17 protein-coding genes are annotated in these 20,112 nt (G+C 73.8%); 13 read left to right on the top strand and 4 right to left on the bottom strand.

What is annotated here, in order from left to right; translation table 11 throughout:
- Positions 1-87: 87 nt before the first annotated feature.
- Genes ACSNN7_RS09165 through ACSNN7_RS09150 form a run of 4 tightly spaced genes read right to left on the bottom strand, consistent with a single transcriptional unit; the run spans position 88 to position 3,527 of the window.
- On the bottom strand, positions 88-879 hold the full coding sequence (locus tag ACSNN7_RS09165; RefSeq protein ID WP_436680235.1) for a phosphotransferase: 792 nt from the start codon (positions 877-879) through the stop codon (positions 88-90).
- Positions 876-1,571: a TVP38/TMEM64 family protein gene (locus ACSNN7_RS09160; protein ID WP_436680234.1), complete on the bottom strand. Its 696-nt coding sequence runs from the start codon at positions 1,569-1,571 to the stop codon at positions 876-878. The genes ACSNN7_RS09165 and ACSNN7_RS09160 overlap by 4 nt, the downstream gene beginning before the upstream one ends.
- On the bottom strand, positions 1,568-2,290 hold the full coding sequence (locus ACSNN7_RS09155) for a type 1 glutamine amidotransferase (protein WP_436680233.1): 723 nt from the start codon (positions 2,288-2,290) through the stop codon (positions 1,568-1,570). The genes ACSNN7_RS09160 and ACSNN7_RS09155 overlap by 4 nt, the downstream gene beginning before the upstream one ends.
- Entirely contained in the window at positions 2,280-3,527 is a 1,248-nt protein-coding gene (locus ACSNN7_RS09150) for a MurT ligase domain-containing protein (protein ID WP_436680246.1), read from the bottom strand. The genes ACSNN7_RS09155 and ACSNN7_RS09150 overlap by 11 nt, the downstream gene beginning before the upstream one ends.
- A 356-nt stretch (positions 3,528-3,883) precedes the next feature.
- On the opposite strand from ACSNN7_RS09150, the gene mraZ reads away from it, so the two are divergent.
- From mraZ to ftsZ, 13 genes are all read left to right on the top strand, one after another.
- Entirely contained in the window at positions 3,884-4,315 is a 432-nt protein-coding gene (mraZ, locus tag ACSNN7_RS09145; RefSeq protein WP_088961118.1) for a division/cell wall cluster transcriptional repressor MraZ, read from the top strand.
- A gap of 214 nt (positions 4,316-4,529) precedes the next feature.
- Entirely contained in the window at positions 4,530-5,642 is a 1,113-nt protein-coding gene (gene rsmH / locus ACSNN7_RS09140) for a 16S rRNA (cytosine(1402)-N(4))-methyltransferase RsmH (RefSeq protein ID WP_436680232.1), read from the top strand.
- The gene (locus ACSNN7_RS09135; RefSeq protein ID WP_436680231.1) at positions 5,639-6,229 is read left to right on the top strand and encodes a hypothetical protein; all 591 of its coding nucleotides are present in this window, start codon (positions 5,639-5,641) and stop codon (positions 6,227-6,229) included. Before rsmH ends, ACSNN7_RS09135 begins: the two co-directional genes overlap by 4 nt.
- A 2-nt stretch (positions 6,230-6,231) precedes the next feature.
- Positions 6,232-8,445 carry a peptidoglycan D,D-transpeptidase FtsI family protein gene (locus ACSNN7_RS09130; RefSeq protein ID WP_436680230.1) on the top strand — a complete coding sequence of 738 codons (2,214 nt, stop codon included), beginning with the start codon at positions 6,232-6,234 and terminating at the stop codon, positions 8,443-8,445.
- A 185-nt stretch (positions 8,446-8,630) separates the two neighbouring features.
- The gene (locus ACSNN7_RS09125) at positions 8,631-9,026 is read left to right on the top strand and encodes a peptidoglycan-binding domain-containing protein (RefSeq protein ID WP_436680229.1); all 396 of its coding nucleotides are present in this window, start codon (positions 8,631-8,633) and stop codon (positions 9,024-9,026) included.
- Between the two features lie 498 nt (positions 9,027-9,524).
- The gene (locus tag ACSNN7_RS09120; RefSeq protein ID WP_436680245.1) at positions 9,525-11,021 is read left to right on the top strand and encodes a UDP-N-acetylmuramoyl-L-alanyl-D-glutamate--2,6-diaminopimelate ligase; all 1,497 of its coding nucleotides are present in this window, start codon (positions 9,525-9,527) and stop codon (positions 11,019-11,021) included.
- On the top strand, positions 11,018-12,418 hold the full coding sequence (locus ACSNN7_RS09115; RefSeq protein ID WP_436680228.1) for a UDP-N-acetylmuramoyl-tripeptide--D-alanyl-D-alanine ligase: 1,401 nt from the start codon (positions 11,018-11,020) through the stop codon (positions 12,416-12,418). The genes ACSNN7_RS09120 and ACSNN7_RS09115 overlap by 4 nt, the downstream gene beginning before the upstream one ends.
- The gene (gene mraY / locus ACSNN7_RS09110; RefSeq protein ID WP_436680227.1) at positions 12,415-13,551 is read left to right on the top strand and encodes a phospho-N-acetylmuramoyl-pentapeptide-transferase; all 1,137 of its coding nucleotides are present in this window, start codon (positions 12,415-12,417) and stop codon (positions 13,549-13,551) included. Before ACSNN7_RS09115 ends, mraY begins: the two co-directional genes overlap by 4 nt.
- A gap of 297 nt (positions 13,552-13,848) precedes the next feature.
- On the top strand, positions 13,849-15,255 hold the full coding sequence (locus tag ACSNN7_RS09105; protein ID WP_436680244.1) for an FtsW/RodA/SpoVE family cell cycle protein: 1,407 nt from the start codon (positions 13,849-13,851) through the stop codon (positions 15,253-15,255).
- Positions 15,255-16,361 carry an undecaprenyldiphospho-muramoylpentapeptide beta-N-acetylglucosaminyltransferase gene (gene murG, locus ACSNN7_RS09100; RefSeq protein WP_436680226.1) on the top strand — a complete coding sequence of 369 codons (1,107 nt, stop codon included), beginning with the start codon at positions 15,255-15,257 and terminating at the stop codon, positions 16,359-16,361. Before ACSNN7_RS09105 ends, murG begins: the two co-directional genes overlap by 1 nt.
- Positions 16,362-16,446: 85 nt before the next feature.
- Positions 16,447-17,940 (top strand): UDP-N-acetylmuramate--L-alanine ligase, encoded by a 1,494-nt coding sequence (murC, locus tag ACSNN7_RS09095; protein WP_436680225.1) that lies wholly within the window; start codon positions 16,447-16,449, stop codon positions 17,938-17,940.
- Positions 17,937-18,755: a cell division protein FtsQ/DivIB gene (locus tag ACSNN7_RS09090; protein WP_436680224.1), complete on the top strand. Its 819-nt coding sequence runs from the start codon at positions 17,937-17,939 to the stop codon at positions 18,753-18,755. Before murC ends, ACSNN7_RS09090 begins: the two co-directional genes overlap by 4 nt.
- 241 nt (positions 18,756-18,996) lie before the next feature.
- Positions 18,997-20,112: a cell division protein FtsZ gene (ftsZ, locus tag ACSNN7_RS09085; RefSeq protein WP_436680223.1), complete on the top strand. Its 1,116-nt coding sequence runs from the start codon at positions 18,997-18,999 to the stop codon at positions 20,110-20,112.

The raw sequence follows: 20,112 nt of genomic DNA, 5'->3' as shown, positions 1-20,112 counted from the left end.
CATCACGTTCATCGGGCACCTGCACTCCGGACTACGACACGCCGGGACTGCGACGCACCCGGCCGCCGGCCGGCGGCGCGGGTGGCTTCAGGCGTGGATGGGCGACTCCACGATCCGCCGGTGGGTGCGCAGCCAGTCCTGCCAGCGGCGTACCCCGTCGACCGCGCCCGCGGCGCGCAGCCGGCGCATGCCGGGCTCGTCCCGGTCCGCGCCGGCGTCGATGCCCCGCCAGGTGCCCTCGATCTGGTCGAGCATCACGTCCAGCAACTCGTCCCGGGGCAGCGGCGCCGGGTCCGGTCCGGCGCCGGCCGCGTCGTAAGCGTCGCAGAGCAGCCGGCAGCGCCGGCCCAGCTCGGCCGGATCGGCGCCCTCGCCCAGCTCACCCCAGTGCCACGCGGCGAACGCCACGTCCTCGATCCGGCGGCCCGGCGCGGCGAGGTCCCAGTCCAGGAACGCCACCGGCAGCAGCCCGGCGGGAAAGTCCCGGTACACCGTGTTCTTCGGCGACAGGTCGCGGTGGCAGACCGTCTCGGCGCCGCCGGCCAGATCGCTGCCGGCGCAGGCGTCGTGCAGGGCCCGGATCAGCTCGGCCAGCCGGGTCAGCGCGCCGTCGGAGAAGTACGCCGGGTCCTCCCGCTCCCGCCACGGCACCTGCCCGGCGAGGTGACTGAGCACCTGTCGGCCCCGCTCGTCGATGCCGAGTGGACGGGGTGCGACCTGCGCGCCGACCCGATCCAGGTGCCCCAGCAGGGCGGTGACGAACCCGAGGTTGGCCGGGGGAGTGCGGCGCACGCTGTCGCCGATCCGGACCACCTCGGCGATGAACCCGCCGTCCAGCTCCTCTTCGGCGCGGGGCTGGGGCCGGTGCTCCGCCGTCACTGTCGCGGCCGCGTCGCGGCTAGCCGGCGCTGCCGTTCGGCCCGCCACCAGCGGTGGATCAGCACCAGGCTGGCGATCAGGCCGAGGCCGGCGGGGGCGGCGGCGTACCAGTTGACGTCGCCCGGTGAGCTGACCGCCGCGCCGATCGCGGCGTAGCCGAAGGCGGTGGGGGCGGAGGCGAGCACGCTGCCGGCCAGGAACGGCAGCACCCGCGCACCGGTGGTGCCGTAGCCGTAGCTGACCAGGCCGAAACCGGCGATGGGCAGTAGCCGGACGGTGATCACCCCGAGCACGCTCTGCCGGGCGAACCAGCCGTCGAGTCGGGCCAGCCGGCCCCGGACCCGTTCCGCCACGAACTCCCGGCCCAGCACGCGGCCGACCGTGAAGCCGAGCGCCGCGGCGAGCAGGGCCGCGCCGAGCGCGTACGCGGCGCCCTCCAGCGGGCCGAAGATGGCGCCGGCGGCGAGCGTGACGAAGGTCCGGGGGACCAGCGCGACCAGCAGCAGCGCCCCGGTGGCGATCGCCGCGACCGGGGCGTACCCGCCGAGGGAGTCGGCGAGCCGGGGCAGCCGGGCGATGTCGGGCCGGGGCGTCACCAGCAGCAGCACCGCGAAGCCGGCGAGCAGGAGCAGCAGCAGGGCGAAGCGTCGCGCCGACGGCTGCCCCATCAGCCGCCGGACGGCGCGGATCATGCCCGGTCGGCGGCGGCCACCGCAGCGCGGCGCTCGGAGCGGAGCCGGTCGGCCCAGGTGTCGTTCAGCGGCGGGAGCTGGTGCACCCCGGTGGCCCAGCGCAGCAGCAGGTCGGCCAGGGCCGGGTTGCGGGCCAGTGCCGGCCCGTGCGAGTACGTGCCGAGCAGCTTGCCGCGCCACGCGCCCTCGGTGGCGCCGTCGTTGCCGACCCCGGCGGTGACCCGGGCCAGCGGCGAGACGCCGGGGCCGAGGTGGGTGCGCCCGCCGTGGTTCTCGAACCCGGACAGGGCCGGTACGCCCAGCCGCGGGTCGACCTCGCCGGCCAGCTCGCCGACGGCCCGGGTCGGACCGCGGTCGGAGGAGAGGTCGAGCAGTTCCAGCCCGGCGCACTTGGTGCCCTTGGCGAAGAAGGAGGTGCCGAGGAGCTGGTAGCCGGCGCAGACGCCGAAGACCACCGAGCCCTGGGCCACCGCGCGGTGCAGGCCACCGTCGGCGAGCAGCCGCTGGGCGCCGAGCGCCTGCGGGCCGTCCTCGCCGCCGCCGATCAGGTAGATGTCGGCCGTGGCGGGCAGCCGCTGGTCGGAGCGGACCTCCAGCACCTCGACCGGCATCCCGCGCAGCTGCGCCCGGCGGGCCAGGATCAGCATGTTTCCCCGGTCGCCGTAGGTGGAGAGCAGGTCGGGGTAGATCCAGACGATGCGCAGGCTCTCAGTTGACACGGTCCAACTCCGCTCGGATGTCCTGGAAGGCGGTGTAGTTCGCGATGACCTCCAGCCGGCCCGGCGGGACCGCCCGGACGGCGTCGTCGAACGACCGCACGTGCTGGAACGGCACGCCGTTGACGTCCAACCGGACCGCCAGGTCGTACGCCCGGTCGCCGGTGATCAGCACCTGCCGGCCGCGCAGCGGTGAGAAGTCGACGTCGAAGAGCCAGGAGGTGTCCAGCCCGTCGGGGTCGCGAGCGTTGATGGAGAGCAGGGTCGGCGCCACGTCGGCCATGTCGAACGCCTCCAGCCAGCTGGCCGGGTTCTTGGCCAGCAGCAGCCGGATGTTGCGCCCGTCCCGGTCGACCTGGGCGTAGCGGCCGGCGACCGAGGTGACCGTGCCCAGCCGGGAGACCGCGTCGACGGGGCGTACCCCGAACTCGGCGGCGACTGCCAGCGCGGTGGCCGCGTTGCCGAGGTTGACCTTGCCGGGGAGCTGGAGGGTCACCTTGTGCCAGGCGCCGGTGGGGTCCAGGACCCCGTCGTCCTCCACGGTCCACTGCGGCTCGGGCCGGCGCAGCGGGCAGCCGGTGCACCACCACTGCTCTCCTGAGCGCTGGATGGTGGAGCCGCACTCGGGGCAGACCCAGGAGTCGTCGTGCCAGCGCTGGCCGGCGCTGAACCAGGTGACGTGCGGCGGGTTGACCCCGCGGGCCGGGTCGGCCGGCGGGGTGGCCGCCCAGACCACCATCGGGTCGTCGGCGTTGGCCACCACCCGCACGTCGGCGTGCCGGACCAGCGCGGCGCGCCAGAGCTGCGCCATCATGGCGACCTCCTTGGCCCGGTCCAGCTGGTCGCGGGAGAGGTTGAGCAGCGCCACGACGTGCGGCTCGGTGGCCTCCAGCACCTGCGCGAGGTAGTGCTCGTCCACCTCCAGCACCGCGTACGGGGTGCTGCCCGCCTTGGCCAGCGCGGAGGTGTGGCCGGTCGGCATGTTGGCGCCGAAGGAGTTGGTGGCGACCCGGCCGAGCACGCCGACGGCGGCGGCGGCGAGCCGGGTGGTGGTGGTCTTGCCGTTGGTGCCGGAAACCAGCGCGATGGCGCGGCCGGCGGAGAGGTGGGCCAGCAGGTCAGGGTCGATCTTCAGCCCGATCCAGCCGCCGATCACCGAGCCGTCACCTCGGCCGGCGGCCCGCGACAGCGCCGCGGCGGTCCGCGACACCGAGCTGGCCACCTTTGCCCGCAGGGGCATCTTCGCGTCCGTCACCCGAGCGAGGTTACCGGACCCGTACGCCCGCCAGATCGCCGCGGACGGCGAACCGTTCGGCCGGTTCCGTCCGGGCGTCCGGTCGCCCCGCACTCCGCCGGACGGGGGTCGGGCTATGTCGGGTAGCGGACGCGGCGCGGGGGCGCTCCGGCCCTCCACTCCGCTCCACCCCGTCTGACGTGCGCTTTTGCGGGGAGGAGCGGCGCGCCACGCGGGCGATTCTGGTTGCAGGTGGAGGGAAGTGGAGTAGAGTGGGGCGCGATGGTGAGGCCGGGAGGGCCCACCGGCCCGGGGGGTCAGCGGCGCCGCGAACGCCGCTAAAGGGCGAGGGGGTAGGGCCGATGTTCCTCGGCACCCACACTCCGCGCCTGGACGACAAAGGCCGGTTGATCCTTCCGGCGAAGTTCCGGGACGAGCTGGCGGGGGGTGTCGTGATCACCAAAGGGCAGGAGCGCTGCCTCTACGTCTTCCCCACGCCCGAGTTCCAGCGGATCGCCGACCAGTTGCGCGCGCAGCCGATGACACACAAGGCGGCCCGGGCCTACAGCCGGGTCTTCTTCGCCAGCGCGCACGACGAGGTCCCCGACAAGCAGGGGCGGGTCACCATCCCGGCCCACCTCCGGTCGTACGCCGCACTCGACCGGGATCTGGTGGTGATCGGGGCGAGCACCCGGGTGGAGATCTGGGACAAGGCGGCCTGGGAGACCTACCTCGCCGAAAGCGAAGACGACTTCGCCGACATCGAGGAGGGGGTGCTGCCCGGCGGCCTGTAGGGCGCGACGACGCCCGACGTACTGCGAGATCTCCAGCCGCTTTCGAGTTCCTGGCACCCCTTCCCCGGTGCCAGGCGCACGATCAGTCTCCGGGGCACGCGCGGCCCGGGAGGCGAAGCGGGAGCGGATGGGGATCTGGCGGTACGACGGCACGGCGTCGTCCGACGAGCAGGGTCGCAGGACCGAACGGAACGTCTCAACAGTGGGGGTCGACATGGGGGAGCTTCGCGGCACGCACGTGCCGGTGCTGCTCGAGAGGTGTCTCGAGTTGCTGGCCCCCGCGCTGGACCGGGGCGGCCGGACGGTGCACGTCGACGCGACGCTGGGACTGGCCGGGCACGCCGAGGCGGTGCTGGAACGGCACCCGCACACGGTGCTGATCGGCCTGGACCGGGACACCGAGGCCCTCGCCCACGCGCGGGTCCGGCTGGCCCGCTTCGCCGACCGGATCCACCTGGAGCACGCCGTCTACGACGAGCTGCCCGAGGTGCTCCAGCGGCTGGGCTACGCCGGCATCGACGCGATCCTGTTCGATCTCGGGGTCTCCTCGTTGCAGCTGGACGCGCCCGACCGCGGGTTCGCGTACGCCCAGGACGCGCCGCTGGACATGCGGATGGACCAGACCCGGGGGGTGACCGCCGAGGAGGTGGTCAACACCTACTCGCACCCGGACCTGGCCCGGGTGCTGCGGGTCTACGGCGAGGAGAAGTTCGCCGGCCGGATCGCCTCGGCGATCATCCGGGAGCGCGAGCGGGGCCGGATCACCTCCTCGGCCCGGCTGGCCGAGCTGGTCAGGGAGAGCATTCCGGCACCAGCCCGACGAACCGGGGGACACCCGGCCAAGAGAACGTTTCAGGCTTTACGGATCGAGGTAAACAGAGAGCTGGCAGCGCTGGAGACGGCGCTGCCGGCCGCTCTCGACGCGCTCAACGTGGGCGGCCGCATGGTGGTCCTGTCCTACCACTCGCTGGAGGACCGGCTCACCAAGCAGGCGCTCGCCGACCGGGTCCGCAGTAAGGGCCCGGTCGACCTCCCGGTGGAACTTCCCGGGTCGGGCCCGACGTTCCGGCTGCTCAGCCGGGGCGCCGAGCTTCCCGGGGAGGCGGAGGTCGCCGCTAACCCGCGCGCCGCCTCGGTGCGGCTGCGGGCAGCGGTCCGGCTCGATCCGGCTGCCGGGGAGCAGGGGCGGACCGACCGCGAACGGTCCCGCCGACGGGTCAGGGCGATGCACCAACCGGGGACGGGGTCGACACCGGGTTCCACAGTGGACCGTGGGTCGGCGCCGGGGGACGGCAGAGGGACGGACGAAGAGGGGGAGGGAACATGAACGTCAACAAGCGCGACGGCCGGGAGGCCGTCGGGCAGCGCGCACCGCGGTCGGGGGGCCGGACCGCGACGCAGCGCACCACGCGCGGCGGAAAGCCGGCGGACCTCGCCGGCCGGCAGGGGGAGACTCGCGCCCGGGGGGCGCGCGAGTTCCCGATCCAGGGCAGCGCCGCGCTGCGGCCCGCCGAGAAGGTCGCCGACACCACGGCCGCCCGGCCCCGGCTGCGCGTCGCGCCGCCGCCGCCGGTGCGGGTGCCGCGGGCGCCGTTCGCGGCGCTGATCGTGGTGCTGGTCGTCGGCGGGGTGCTCGGCATCCTCGCCGTCAACACGAAGATCAACGAGAACGCCTTCAAGCTCCAGCAGCTCCAGCAGCAGCAGGCCCGCCTCGACGTGGACGAGCAGCAGCTGAACAAGCAGATCGAGGAGGCCAAGGCGCCGGGCAACCTGACCGCCGAGGCGCGCAAGCTCGGCCTGGTCGAGGCCGGCGAGCCGGCCTACATCCGGCTGCCGGACGGCCGGATGATCGGCGTGCCGCAGCCCGCCAACGGGCAGCCGGCGATCACCAGCCAGCAGGGCAACGGGGGATAGCAGTGCCGCCGAGATCGGACGAACCGCGCCGGGACCCCACCACGGGCTCCCGGCGCGGCCCGTCCCGGGCCGGCCGGGGCGGCGACCCGCGCGCCGGGGAGCCGGGCATCGGCGGGATCTCCGACGCCCGGGCGTACACCCCTCGGGGCCGGACCATCCGGGAGAGCGGCGAGGAGCGGGCCGGCCGCGAGGAGCGGACCGGCCAGCGGCGTACCCCTCGGGCCGGCCGTTCCGGCGATCCGTTCCGCCCCGCGTTGCAGGTGCTCGACGGTGGTCGGGCGGCGGCGCGCGGCGGGCGACGCGAGGCCGCGCCGGCCACCCGGGCCGGCGTCGTCCGCACCGTCCCGTCCCGGCCCGCCTGGACCGACGACGACGATGAGGAGCTGGCGCCGCCGCGCCGCCGGGCCGGCGGGCGCGCGCCGCGCCGGCCGGAGCGCCCGGCGGGCCGCCGCCCCTCCCGCAAGCCGCGCCGGCCGCCGAAGCTCGCCGAGCCGCGCCGCCGGCTGCGGCTGGGCACCATGCTCGTGCTGGCGCTCTTCGTCACCATCGGCATCCGGCTGGTCTTCCTCCAGGCGGTGGACACTCCGGCGTACGCGGGCGCGGGCGTCGAGAACCGGCTCACCCGGGTCGACCTGCCCGCTCCGCGCGGCGCGATCGTCGACCGCACCGGCGCCCCGCTGGCCCGCAGCGTCGAGGCGCGGTACGTCTTCGCCGACCCGACCCAGGTCAAGGACCGGGCGACCACGGCGCGACTGCTCTCCCCGTTGCTCGGCGTGCCCGCGTCCGAGCTGGCCGAGAAGATGCAGCGGCGCAGCCTGCCCGGCGGCGGCGAGTCGCAGTTCCAGTACCTGGCCCGAGGTGTCGACATCCCAAAGGCCAAGCAGATCGAGGCGCTCGACCTCCCCGGCATCGGCACCCACCGCGACGAGCGGCGCGAGGTGCCCGGCGGCGACCTCGCCGCGAACCTGGTCGGCTTCGTCAGCCAGGACATGAATGGCCTGGAGGGGCTGGAGGCGCGCTACGACGACGTGCTCCAGGGCAAGGACGGGCGGCGGGTCTACGAGGCGGGCCAGGGCGACCTGGACGCGCCCATCCCCGGCGGCTACAGCCAGACCACCCCGGCCAAGCCGGGCAGCTCCCTGGTGCTCACCATCGACCGGGACCTGCAGTACCAGGTGCAGCAGGTGCTCGGCCGGCGGATGGCGCAGACCCGGGGCGGCGTGGGCGCCGCCGTGGTGCTGGACGTGGCGACCGGCGAGGTGCTGGCCCAGGCCAGCCACCCCAGCTACAACGCCGCCAATCCGGGGCCGAGCCGGCCGACCGACCGGGAGGACGCGGCGACCAGCTTCGTGGTGGACCCGGGGTCGGTGCACAAGGCGATCACCTTCGGCGCGGCGTTGCAGGAGGGTGTGATCACTCCGGACACCGTCATGCCCATCGCCAACACCATCACCAAGGGCGACACCGTCTTCACCGACACCCACAAGGCGCACGGACGGCGCATGACGCTGCCCGGCATGCTCGCCTACTCCTCGAACGTCGGCACCATCCAGATCGCCGACAAGTTGGGCCGCGACCGGCTGATCGACTACCAGAAGCGGTTCGGGCTGGGGCAGCCCACCGGCGAGGGGATGCCGGGGGAGGCCTCCGGGCGGCTGCTGCCCGCCGACGAGTGGAGCGGGTCGTCGGAAGGGTCGGTGCCGATCGGGCACAGCGTGGACGCCACGCCGCTGCAGATGGCCGCCGCGTACGCCACCATCGCCAACGACGGCACGTACGTCCAGCCCCACCTGATCAAGGAGGTGGTCAACGGGGCGGACGGGAAGCGTACGCCGGCCGCGGCGCCGGTCACCCGGCCGGTGCTCAGCCCGGCCAACGCCGCCGCGCTGCGGCGGATGCTGGAGGCGGTCACCACCGTCGAGGACGCCACGGGCATCGAGGCGGCGGTCCCGGGCTACCGGGTCGCCGGCAAGACGGGCACCGGTTTCCGGCTCGTCAACGGCGTGCGGCAGCCCGGGGAGGTCGCCTCGTTCATCGGGATGGCGCCCGCGGAGAAGCCCCGTTACGTGATCGCCGTGTTCGTGTACGACCCGCAGGGCGCCGGCGGTCCGGTGGCGACTCAATCCTTCCGCGACATGATGAGCTTCGCCCTGCGTCACTCGCGGGTTCCTCCCGCTGGGGGCCCCGCCCCCAAGTTCGTCGTTTTCCCTGGATGAGCGGGTAGTTGTCACCTTCAATTGGTAACTGTGCGTGGGCGGGGTGGCGCACGCGGGTGTGGCGCTGTTAGGCTCCCTTCGACGAGATAACGGGGCTGCGGCATTTCCCTCCGTCGACACATGTCGGCGAAACCGCAGGCGTCGAAAGGGGACGACAATTGTTCATCGGACGTAGGATGATGGCCGTGTTCGGCGCGGTCGCCACCGGGGCTTCGGCCGTGCTCGCGCTGTCGGCGCCGGCCGCGGCTGCCCCCGGAGTCGGGGTGTTCGCCACGCCCACCTGCAACACGACCTATGTGTACAACATGCGGCGGGTCCCGTCGGCGGGCACCAACATCACCTGCAACATGGTGCGCGGCAACGTCAGCGATGCGGTCGGGCAGCTGCAGCACACCTTGAACGTCTGCTACGGGAAGAGCCTGGCGACGGACGGCGTCTTCGGCGGTGGCACCCAGACCGCGTTGAAGCAGGTGCAGTCGGCGATCGGCGTGAGCGCTGACGGCGTCTACGGGCCGAACACCCGGAATGCCATGAAGTTCATCCACGCGGACATGCACCCGCTGACCTGCTACCGGTTGTAGAGCGAAAACGGGGCGCGGGCCCGGAGCTTGTCCTCCGGGCCCGCGCCCCGTTTCCTGTTTTTCGCTGATGGTCACGCAGGCGGAGAAACCAGCATTCCCGCAATTGAGATCGCCCGTTTGTCGGCGTCGTCGAAACGGTAGTGCACTTTCGCATTGATTCATTTTCCGTGCGGGATTCCGCCGGTCCGTCGGTGGCCGCCGACGCGGGCTGGGAATGGGAAATTGCGCCGGCCGTCCGTCGGGGCGCCGAGGGCGTCGAGTCGTGGCCGGCACCGCCATGGTTTCCCACACCGGCTTCGTCCGGTCGTCACCTTCCCCGGTGGCTGCGTGAGGTCCGGCGTCCATACCAGCCCGTCCCGAGCACGCCCGGCTGGCGGTCGCCGCGCCCGGGCCCGGTGGGCGCGACTCCCGAGGCGGACATTCAGTCGCGCTGTTCGGTCCGGACCGGACGACCGGGTAGGGTCTGACGCCGTGCCCGGCAATCCACGTCCCCGTACCGTGCCCGCAGTCCGGCTCGGCGACCTCGCCGCCCGGCTCACCGTCGCGCCGCCCGAGGGCGCGGCCGAGGTGACCGTGACCGGGGCGACCCACGCCAGCCAGGAGGTCCGCCCCGGCGACCTGTACGCCGCGCTGCCCGGCGCCCGCCGGCACGGCGCGGAGTTCGCCGCCGCCGCGGCGGCCGCCGGCGCGGTGGCCGCGCTGACCGACCCGGCCGGCGCGGCCGCGGTGACCGCGGCCGGCCTGCCCGCCCTGGTGGTCCCCGACCCCCGGGCGGTCCTCGGCGACCTCGCCTCCGCCGTCTACGGCGACCCGACCGCGGGGCTGACCGTGATCGGGGTGACCGGCACCGCCGGCAAGACCTCCACCGCCTACCTGGTGGAGTCGGGCCTGCGCGCCGCCGGTCACACCACCGGCCTGATCGGCACCGTGGAGACCCGGCTGGGCGACCTGGTGATCGACAGCGTGCGGACCACCCCGGAGGCGACCGACCTGCACGCGATGCTCGCCGCCGCGCGCGAGCGCGGGGTGACCGCGGTGGTGATGGAGGTGTCCAGCCACGCCCTGGCGATGGGGCGGGTCGGCGGGGTGCGGTTCACCGTCGGCGGCTACACCAACTTCGGCTCCGACCACCTCGACTTCCACGCCGACTCGGCCGACTACTTCGCGGCCAAGGCGCGGCTCTTCGACGGCCGCTGCGCCGTGGAGGTGCTCAACCTCGACGACCCGGCGCTGCGCCCGCTGTTCAAGCCCGCCACGGTCAGCTACTCCGCGGCCGGTGACCGTGCGGCCACCTGGTGGGCCGACGAGGTCGGCGGCGAGGGGTACGCCCAGCGCTTCACGATCCACGGCCCGGACGGCCTGGTGCTCCCCGCCGGGGTGGCGCTGCCCGGCCGGCACAACGTGGCCAACGCCCTGCTGGCCGTCGCCGCCCTGGTGGCCGCCGGGGTCGATCCGGCGACCGCCGCCGCGGGGGTGGCCGCCTGCGGCGGCGTCCCGGGACGGCTGGAGCTGGTCAGCGCGGCCGGTCCGGTGCGCGGCGTGGTCGACTACGCGCACAAGTCCGACGCCATCGTGGCCGCCCTGGCCGCGCTGCGCGAGCTGAGTGCCGGGCGGCTGATCTGCGTGATCGGCGCGGGCGGGGACCGGGACCGGGGCAAGCGGCCGGTGATGGGCGCCGCCGCGGCCCGGGGGGCCGACGTGGTGCTGGTGACCGACGACAACCCGCGCACCGAGGACCCGGCCGCGATCCGGGCCGAGGTGCTCGCCGGGGCGTACGAGGCCGGCACCGCCGCGCGGATCATCGAGGCGCCGGGCCGGCGGGCCGCCATCGCCGAGGCGGTCCGGCTCGCCGAGCCCGGCGACGTGGTGGCGCTGCTCGGCAAGGGCCACGAGCGCGGCCAGGAGGTCGGCGGCGAGGTGCACCCGTTCGACGACCGGGTGGAGCTGGCGGAGGCGCTCGGCGCCCGCTTCGGGGACCTGGCGGGCCGACGGTGATCCCGCTGAGCCTGGCCGAGGTCGCCTCGGCCGTCGACGGCCGTCTCGTCGGCGCCGACCCGGACGCCCGGGTCACCGGACCGGTCGAGTTCGACTCCCGCAAGGTCACCGCCGGGGCGCTCTTCGTCGCGTTCCCCGGGGAGAAGGTCGACGGGCACGACTACGCGGCCCGCGCGGTCGACGCCGGCGCGGTGGCGGTGCTCGGCACTCGCGAGGTGCCCGGGGTGCCGATGGTGCTGGTGGGCGACGCGCTGACCGCGCTGGGCCGGCTGGCCCGCGCAGTGGTGGACCGGCTGCCGCAGCTGACGGTGATCGGGCTGACCGGCTCGTCGGGCAAGACCACCACCAAGGACCTGATCGCCCAGCTCACCGTCCGGCTCGGCCCGACGGTGGCCCCGCCCGGCTCGTTCAACAACGAGCTGGGGCACCCGTACACGGCGTTGCAGGCCACGCCGGAGACCCGCTTCCTGGTGATGGAGAAGGGTGCCCGCGGGATCGGGCACGTGCGCTACCTCTGCGACGTGGTGCCGCCGCGGATCTCCGTGGTGCTCAACGTCGGGGTCGCGCACATCGGCGAGTTCGGCTCGGTGGAGAACATCGCCCTGGCCAAGGGCGAGCTGGTCGAGGCGCTGCCGGCGGACGGGCTGGCCGTGCTCAACGCCGACGACCCCCTGGTCGACGCGATGGCGGCGCGGACCGGCGCCCGGGTGGTCCGGTACGGCGAGGCCGCGCACGCCGACGTCCGGGCGGTCGACGTGTCGATCGACGACCGGGGCCGGCCGTCGTACACCCTCGTCACCCCGGAGGGGAGCGCCCCGGTGCGGCTCGGGCTGACCGGCCGGCACCAGGTCTGGAACTCGCTGGCCGCCGCGGCGGTGGCCCGCGAGCTCGGGATGTCGCCGGCCGAGGTGGCCGTCGCCCTGGGTGAGCTGGGGCTGGTCTCCACCCGCCGGATGGACGTCTTCGACCGGCCCGACGGGGTGACCGTGATCGACGACTCGTACAACGCCAACCCGGCGTCGATGGCGGTGGCGCTGCGTGCGCTTGCCGGCATGCGCCGCGAAGGGCGTATCTTTGCCGCGCTCGGCTACATGGCCGAGCTGGGCGACTTCGAACGCGACGGGCACCGGGAGGTGGGCCGGCTCGCGGCGGAACTGGGTGTGGACCGGCTGCTCGTGGTGGGTGAGCCGGCGGCGCCGATCCACGAGGGCGCGACAGCGGTAAGTGACTGGGGAGGAGAGTCGGTGCTGCTCACCGATCAGGCGGCGGCCGTCGAGGTGCTGCGCAGCGAGCTACGACCGGGCGACGTGGTCCTGGTGAAGGGCTCCCGGTACCGCACCTGGGAGGTGGCCGACGCGCTGCGCGCCGGCGCCACCGGGAACGGGGACGCCGCATGAGGGCGGTGATCATCGCCGTCGGTGTGGCGTTCCTGATCTCGCTGCTCGGCACCCCGATCGCGATCAAGGTGTTCGCCCGGCTCAAGGCCGGCCAGCCGATCCGATCGAACCTCGGGCTCGCCAGCAATGAGGGCAAGAAGGGCACGCCGACGATGGGCGGCGTGGTCTTCATCCTGGCCACGGTGATCGCGTACGTCGCCGGTCACCTGGCCCTGACCACCCTGCCGGACGCGCAGATCGCCCAGGTCGAGCCGACGATCACCGCGCTGGTGCTGCTGGGGCTGATGGTCTTCTCCGGCGCGGTCGGCTTCATCGACGACTTCCTCAAGGTCCGCAAGCGGCACAGCGGCGGTCTCAACAAGCGCGGCAAGCTCTTCGGGCAGATCCTGGTCGGCGCGATCTTCGGGGTCGTGGCGCTCTACTTCCCGAGCACGATGACCGACGCCAGCGGCGCGGCCACCAACACCGAGACCGTCGGCGCCACCACGCTCAGCTTCATCCGGGACATCCCGGCGCTGGAGATCGGCAAGATCGCCTCGGTGATCGTCATCATCTTCGTGGTGATGGCCGCGACCAACGGCGTGAACCTCACCGACGGCCTCGACGGCCTCGCCACCGGCGCCTCGGTGATGGTCCTGGCCGCGTACGCGTTGATCGCGTTCTGGCAGTACCGGCACTGGTGCGCCGACCCGACCTACACCGCGAACCCGGAGAACTACTGCTACGCCGTCCGGGACCCGCTGGAGATCGCGCTGATCGCCGGGGCGGCGGCGGGGGCCTGCGTCGGCTTCCTCTGGTGGAACACCTCGCCGGCCCGGATCTTCATGGGCGACACCGGCGCGCTCGGGCTGGGCGGCCTGATCGCCGGCATGGCGATGTCCACCCGGACGATCCTGCTGCTGCCGATCATCGGCGGGCTGTTCGTGATCATCACCATGTCGGTGGTGATCCAGATCATCTCCTTCCGGACCACCGGCAAGCGGGTGTTCCGGATGTCGCCGCTGCAGCACCACTTCGAGCTCGCCGGCTGGAGCGAGGTCAACATCGTGGTGCGGTTCTGGATCATCGCCGGGATCTGCGTCGCCATCGCCCTCGGCCTGTTCTACAGCGACTTCCTGGCCAGCATGGGCTGAGCCGCGGGCGCCGGGCCGCACCGCCCGGCCCCGCCCGGACCGGGGCACACCCCGGCCACGACGCCCCGCGACGGGGGTCCCTCATAGCCGAGGGGCCCCCGTCGCGCATTCCGACACGCCGACCGGGCCGAACGGCGGGAACCGGCCCGGCGAAACGGCGATGATGGGATCGTGGGGGAGGACCGAGGCGGTACCGGCACGACGACGACGGATCAGACCCAGGCACGGCGGGTCGCGGGCGCGGGGCGTACCGCCGATCCGCCGGCGGCGGTCTCCGGCCTGGACGCCGCCGGTGGCCTGGCGGCGCTGCGCGGCCTGCTGGCCCGCCCGCTGGCCTCCTACTACCTGCTGCTCTCCAGCGCCGGCCTGCTGCTGCTGATCGGCCTGACCATGGTCTTCTCCGCGACCAGCGTCAAGGACTACGCCGAGGCCGGGGACGCCTCGGCGTCGGTGACCAAGCAGGCCGTCTTCGCGGTGATCGGGATCGTGGCGTTCTGGGCCTGCCAGCGTCTGCCCGCCACCACCTTCCGTGCGCTCGGCCGGCCGGTGCTCGCCGCCGCCGTGGTGCTGCTGCTGGTGCTCAACCTGCTGCTGGCCCTGGACTCGCTGTTCCGGATCAAGGCGCTGGGCCCGGTGCGGGCCAACCTGCTCTGGCTCTACCTCGGCCCGATCCAGGTGCAGCCCTCCGAGCTGGCCAAGCTCGCGCTGGTGCTCTGGGGGGCGCACGTGATCGCCCGCAAGGGCGCCGCGCTGGGCTGGTGGAAGGAGCTGGCCACCCCGCTCTTCCCGGTGGTCGGCCTGCTCTTCGTGCTGGTCGGCTACAACGACCTGGGCACCATGCTCTGCCTGCTGGCGATCGTGGTCGGGCTGCTCTGGGCCGCCGGGGTGCGGATGCGGGTCTTCGCCGCGCTCACCGCGGTGGGCCTGCTCGGCATCGGCGTGCTGGTGGCCGTGGCGTCGCTCGGCGCCGGGTCCGGTGCCGTCGGCGAGGAGAACTACCGGCTGGCCCGGCTGACCTCGTTCATCAGCCCGCCCGACCCGGCCACCTGCCTGGAGACCGACTGCTGGCAGCTCGTCCAGGCCCGCAACGCCATCGAGCACGGCGGCTGGTTCGGCGTCGGGCTGGGCAAGAGCAGCCTGAAGTTCGGCTGGCTGCCGGCGGCGCACAACGACTTCATCTTCGCGGTGATCGCCGAGGAGCTCGGGGTGGTCGGCTGCACCGTCATCCTGGTGCTCTTCGCCGTGCTGGCCTACACCGGGCTGCGCGTGGCGCGGCGGGTCGAGGACCCGTTCCGCCGGCTCGCCGCCGCCGCGATCACCGCCTGGCTGGTCGGCCAGGCCGTGATCAACATCGGTGGGGTGATCGGCCTGCTGCCGCTGACCGGTGTGCCGCTGCCGTTCATCTCCGACGGCGGCAGCGCCCTGGTCGTGACGCTGGCGGCGGTCGGCATCCTCGCCTCGTTCGCCCGCGCCGAGCCCGACGCCGCCCGAGCCCTGCATGCCCGTCCACCGGCCCGATGGGTCCGACTACTCTGGGCCCCGTTGCCGCCGCTTCCCGGCCGGCGCCGCCGCCCGGCGACGCCACCGGCTGCCCGAGGGTCCGTACCCCGGTCGCGAGCGCGGCGATCCGACGACGAGGCCGCGCCGCGCGGCGGCCGGCAGGGCCGGACCCGGGGCGGGACGGCGAGCGAGAGGAGACGCTGATGGGTCCGCTGCGTTCGGTGGTGCTCTGCGGAGGAGGCACGGGTGGGCACATCTACCCGCTGCTCGCCTTCGCCGATTGCCTGCGCCGACACGACCCGGGCGTCCGGATCACCTGCCTGGGCACCCCGAAGGGGCTGGAGAACGAGCTGATCCCGCCGGCCGGCTACGACCTGCGGCAGATCCCGGCGTACCAGCTGCCCCGCTCGGTCAACATGAGCCTGATGCGTACCCCGGACCGGATGTGGAAGGCCGCCCGCGCCGCGGGCAAGGTGATCGACGAGGTGCAGGCCGACGTGGTGGTCGGCTTCGGCGGGTACGTCTCCGTCCCCGGCTACCTCGCCGCCTGGCGCCGCGAGCTGCCCATCGTGATCCACGAGGTGAACGTGCCGCCGGGCGTGGCCAACCGGCTCGGCATGAAGTTCACCAAGAACATCGCCGCGGGCTTCCCGCACCAGCCCGCGCAGGCCGAGTCGCTGCGCGACGCCCGGGTGGTCGGCGTGCCGCTGCGGCGGGGCATCGCCGGGCTGGACCGGGTCGCCATGCGCGACGCCGCGCGGGCCCACTTCGGACTCCGCCCCGACCTGCCGGTGCTCTTCGTCGCCGGCGGCTCGCAGGGCGCCCGCTCGATCAACCTGGCGGTCTCCGGCGCCGCCAAGGAACTGGCCCGCAACGGCGTGCAGGTGCTGCACGTCATCGGCGCGCGCAACGAGCCGGTGCCGGTCCCCACCGACCTGCCGGTGCCGTACGTGACCCTGCCCTATCTGTCCGAGATGGAGCTGGGGTACGCCGCCGCCGACCTGATGCTGGCCCGGGGCGGGGCGATGACCTGCGCCGAGGTGGCCGCCATCGGCCTGCCCACCATCTACGTGCCGTACCCGCACAGCAACCAGGAGCAGAAGCGCAACGCGCTGCCCGTGGTGGAGGCCGGTGGCGGGCTGCTCGTCGACGACGCCGAGCTGACCCCGGACTGGCTGGAGCGGACGGTCATCCCGCTGGTCCGCGACCCCCACCGGCTCGCCGCGATGGGCAACGCCGCGGCCGCGTACGGGCGGCGCGACGGCGACGTCGCGCTGCTGAACTTCGTCTACGAGGCGGTGGCCCGGTGAGCGCGAGGAGCGAGCAGGCGAGCCCCGCAGGCGTGAACGACGGTGGCGCGGCGGAGCCGGCCACCGCGACGGGAAGGTACCTGGCATGAACACCGCGCAGTTCACCCCGGCCGGCACGCTCACCGCGGAGGATCTGGGCCGGATCCACCTGATCGGGGTGGGTGGGGTCGGCATGAGCGGCCTGGCCCGGCTCTTCCTCACCCGTGGCCTGCCGGTCTCCGGCAGCGAGCTGCGCGAGTGGCCGTCGCTGGCCGGCCTGCGCGCGCTCGGCGGCACCATCCACATGACCCACGAGGTGGCCAACCTCGACGGCGTGGACACCGTGGTCTACTCCTCGGCCATCCCGCAGGACCACTTGGAGATGGTCGAGGCCCGCCGGCGCGGCCTGCGGGTGCTGCACCGCTCCGAGGCGCTGGCCGCGGCGATGACCGGCCGCCGCACGGTGGCGGTCGCCGGCACCCACGGCAAGACCACCACCACCTCGATGGTGACCATGGTCCTTCAGCAGGCTGGCGCGGACCCGTCCTTCGTCATCGGCGGGGAGATCTCCGAGGTCGGCTCCGGCGCGCACCACGGCACCGGCGAGTACTTCGTGGTCGAGGCGGACGAGAGCGACCGCTCGTTCCTCATCTACCGCCCCTACGTCTCGATCATCACCAACGTCGAGGCGGACCACCTCAACACCTACGGGGACCTGGCGAACCTGGAGGCGACCTTCGCCGAGTTCGCCCGGCTCACCGACCCGGACGGCTTCATCATCACCTGCGCCGACGACCCGGGCGGGCGCCGGCTGGCCGAGACGCTGCGCGCCGAGGGCCGCCGGGTGCACACCTACGGCCTCTCCCCGGACGCCGACCTGCGGCTGGACGACATGGCCTCCACCGCGCAGGGCGTGCGCTACCTGGCCGAGATCGACGGCCGCTCGCTGGGCGAGATCCGGCTGCCGATCCCCGGCCGGCACATGGGGCTCAACAGCGCCTCCGCCGTGCTCACCGCGTACCTGCTGGGGCTGCCGGTGGAGGCGGCCGAGGCGGCGCTGGGCGGCTTCCCCGGCGTACGCCGGCGCTTCGAGCGCAAGGGCCTCGCGGACGGCGTGCTGGTCTACGACGAGTACGCGTACCACCCGACCTCGATGACGCTCGCCTTGCAGACGCTGCGCGAGGTGGCCGGGGACGGTCGGCTGCTCGTGGTCTTCCAGCCCTACCGGCTCTACCGCACCCGGGACCTGCAGGCGGAGATCGCCGCGGCACTGGGCATCGCCGACGAGGTGGTGCTGCTGGAGGTCTTCGGGCCGGGCGAGCTGCGCCAGCCCGGCGAGGGGTCGGCGGCGCTTCTCGAGGTGGTGCCGCTGGACGCCCCGCACAAGGTGTTCGTCGACTCGTGGGAGGACGCCCCGGTCGAGGTGGCCCGCCGGGCCCGCCCCGGTGACGTGGTGGTGACCATGGGTGCCCCGCCGATCTCCCTGATGGGTGACCAGCTGCTCGACGCCCTCACCGCGCGGGCCTCCACCGGTCCCGCCGACCAGGCGGTCCTCGGCACGGCCGTCGACCCGGACGGCGCGGCCTCCACCGCGGGATGAGCCCGGGCCCGGCGCGGGGCCGTACCGCCGGCACGGACGGCGGCGGCCCCCGGCGCGGTCCGGTGCGCCGCTGGCAGCTCGTCCGGGCCGGCAGCGACGCGGTCCCGCCGTCCACCCGGCGGTTCATGGCCCGGGCGCGGCAGCGGCGGATGCGCGCGGCCCTGCCCTGGGCGGTGGCCGCCGCGGTGCTCGCCGTGGCCACGCTGATCGCCTGGACGGTGCTCGGCACCGGGCTGTTCGGGGTGCGCGAGGTGCGCGTGGTCGGCGCCGAGCTGGTCACCCCGGTCGAGGTGCGGGAGGCGGCGGAGGTCGCGGACGGCGTCCCGCTGGCCCGCGTGGACCTGGCCGCGACCGGCCGGCGGATCGGCGCGCTGGCCCCGGTCCGGCGGGCCACGGTCACCCGGGACTGGCCGGGCACGCTGGTGGTGACGGTGGTCGAGCGGACCGGGGTCGCCGCGGTGCCCCGGGACGGGCAGTTCGCGGTCTTCGACGCCGACGGGGTGGTGTTCCGGACGGTGCCGCGGGCCCCGGACGGCCTGCCGGTGGTCCGGCTGGCGACCCCCGGCCCGGACGACCCGGGCACCCGGGCCGCGCTGGAGGTGCTGGCGGTGCTCACTCCGCAGCTGCGCGCGGAACTCACCGCGCTCACTGTGGAGGGTCTGGCCCGGATCAGCCTCACCCTCCAGGGGGACCGGACGATCGTCTGGGGTGACGCGACCCGGGGAGCGGACAAGGCGCGGGTGGCCACCGCGCTGCTGGGTCGCAAGGCCGACACGATCGACGTCAGCGCGCCTGACGTGGTGACCTTCAAGTGATTCCGCATCGGAACGTGACCCGTCCCGCTTGGGGCGGCGACACGCCGGGCAGGTCCTTGGCTCTCGGCGTGGGGGCGCTTACGTTGCCCCGAAGAGGATCAGTGGTTGACATAACTGTAAGCCTCTAGTAGAGGGTGAGGGTTTAAGCCTAATCCTCTGTGGTGACAGCTGTCGTCGACCGCCGGTCTGGCCACGCCATACCCGGTCGGGGCGATGCCAATCTCGAAGGGAAGGACCGGAGATGACACCTCCGCACAACTACCTGGCGGTCATCAAGGTCGTCGGCATCGGTGGCGGCGGCGTCAACGCCGTCAACCGGATGATCGAGGTTGGGCTCAAGGGCGTCGAGTTCATCGCGATCAACACCGACGCGCAGGCGCTGCTGATGAGTGACGCCGACGTCAAGCTCGACGTCGGCCGGGAGCTGACCCGGGGCCTCGGCGCCGGCGCCAATCCGGACGTGGGCAAGAACGCCGCCGAGGACCACCGCGACGAGATCGAGGAGGTGCTCAAGGGCGCCGACATGGTCTTCGTCACCTGCGGCGAGGGCGGCGGCACCGGCACCGGCGGCGCGCCGGTGGTGGCCAACATCGCCCGCAAGCTCGGGGCGCTCACCATCGGCGTGGTGACCCGGCCGTTCTCCTTCGAGGGCAAGCGCCGCCAGGTGCAGGCCGAGTCCGGCATAGACGAACTGCGCAACCAGTGCGACACGCTGATCGTGATCCCCAACGACCGGCTGCTGGCGCTCGGCGACCGCAACATCTCCATGATGGACGCCTTCCGCACCGCCGACCAGGTGCTCCTCTCCGGTGTCCAGGGCATCACCGACCTGATCACCACGCCGGGTCTGATCAACCTGGACTTCGCCGACGTCAAGAGCGTGATGAGCGGCGCCGGCAGCGCGTTGATGGGCATCGGCAGCGCCCGCGGCGAGAACCGTGCGGTGGAGGCGGCCGAGGCGGCCATCTCCAGCCCGCTGCTGGAGCAGAGCATGGACGGCGCGCGCGGCGTGCTGCTCTCCATCGCCGGCGGCTCCGACCTCGGTCTCTTCGAGATCAACGACGCGGCCCAGCTGGTCACCGACGCGGCCCACCCGGACGCCAACATCATCTTCGGGGCGGTCATCGACGACGCGCTCGGCGACGAGGTGCGGGTCACCGTGATCGCGGCCGGCTTCGACGGCGGCGCGCCGGCGTACAAGGCGGCCGAGGCGCCGCGCAAGACCAACCAGAACCAGCCGGCGCCGCAGAGCCCGCCGGTGACGCCGCCGGCCACCATGCCGGCCCCGCAGCAGTCGCCGCGCCGGGTGCTCTTCGACGACGTCGACGTGCCCGACTTCCTCAAGAACGGTTCCTGA

It is taken from the genome of Micromonospora sp. URMC 105 (assembly GCF_051386295.1).
In the GTDB taxonomy this organism is placed as follows: Bacteria; Actinomycetota; Actinomycetes; order Mycobacteriales; family Micromonosporaceae; genus Micromonospora.
Note: the sequence above shows the minus strand (reverse complement) of the source record. Positions and strands in the feature narration are given on the sequence as shown.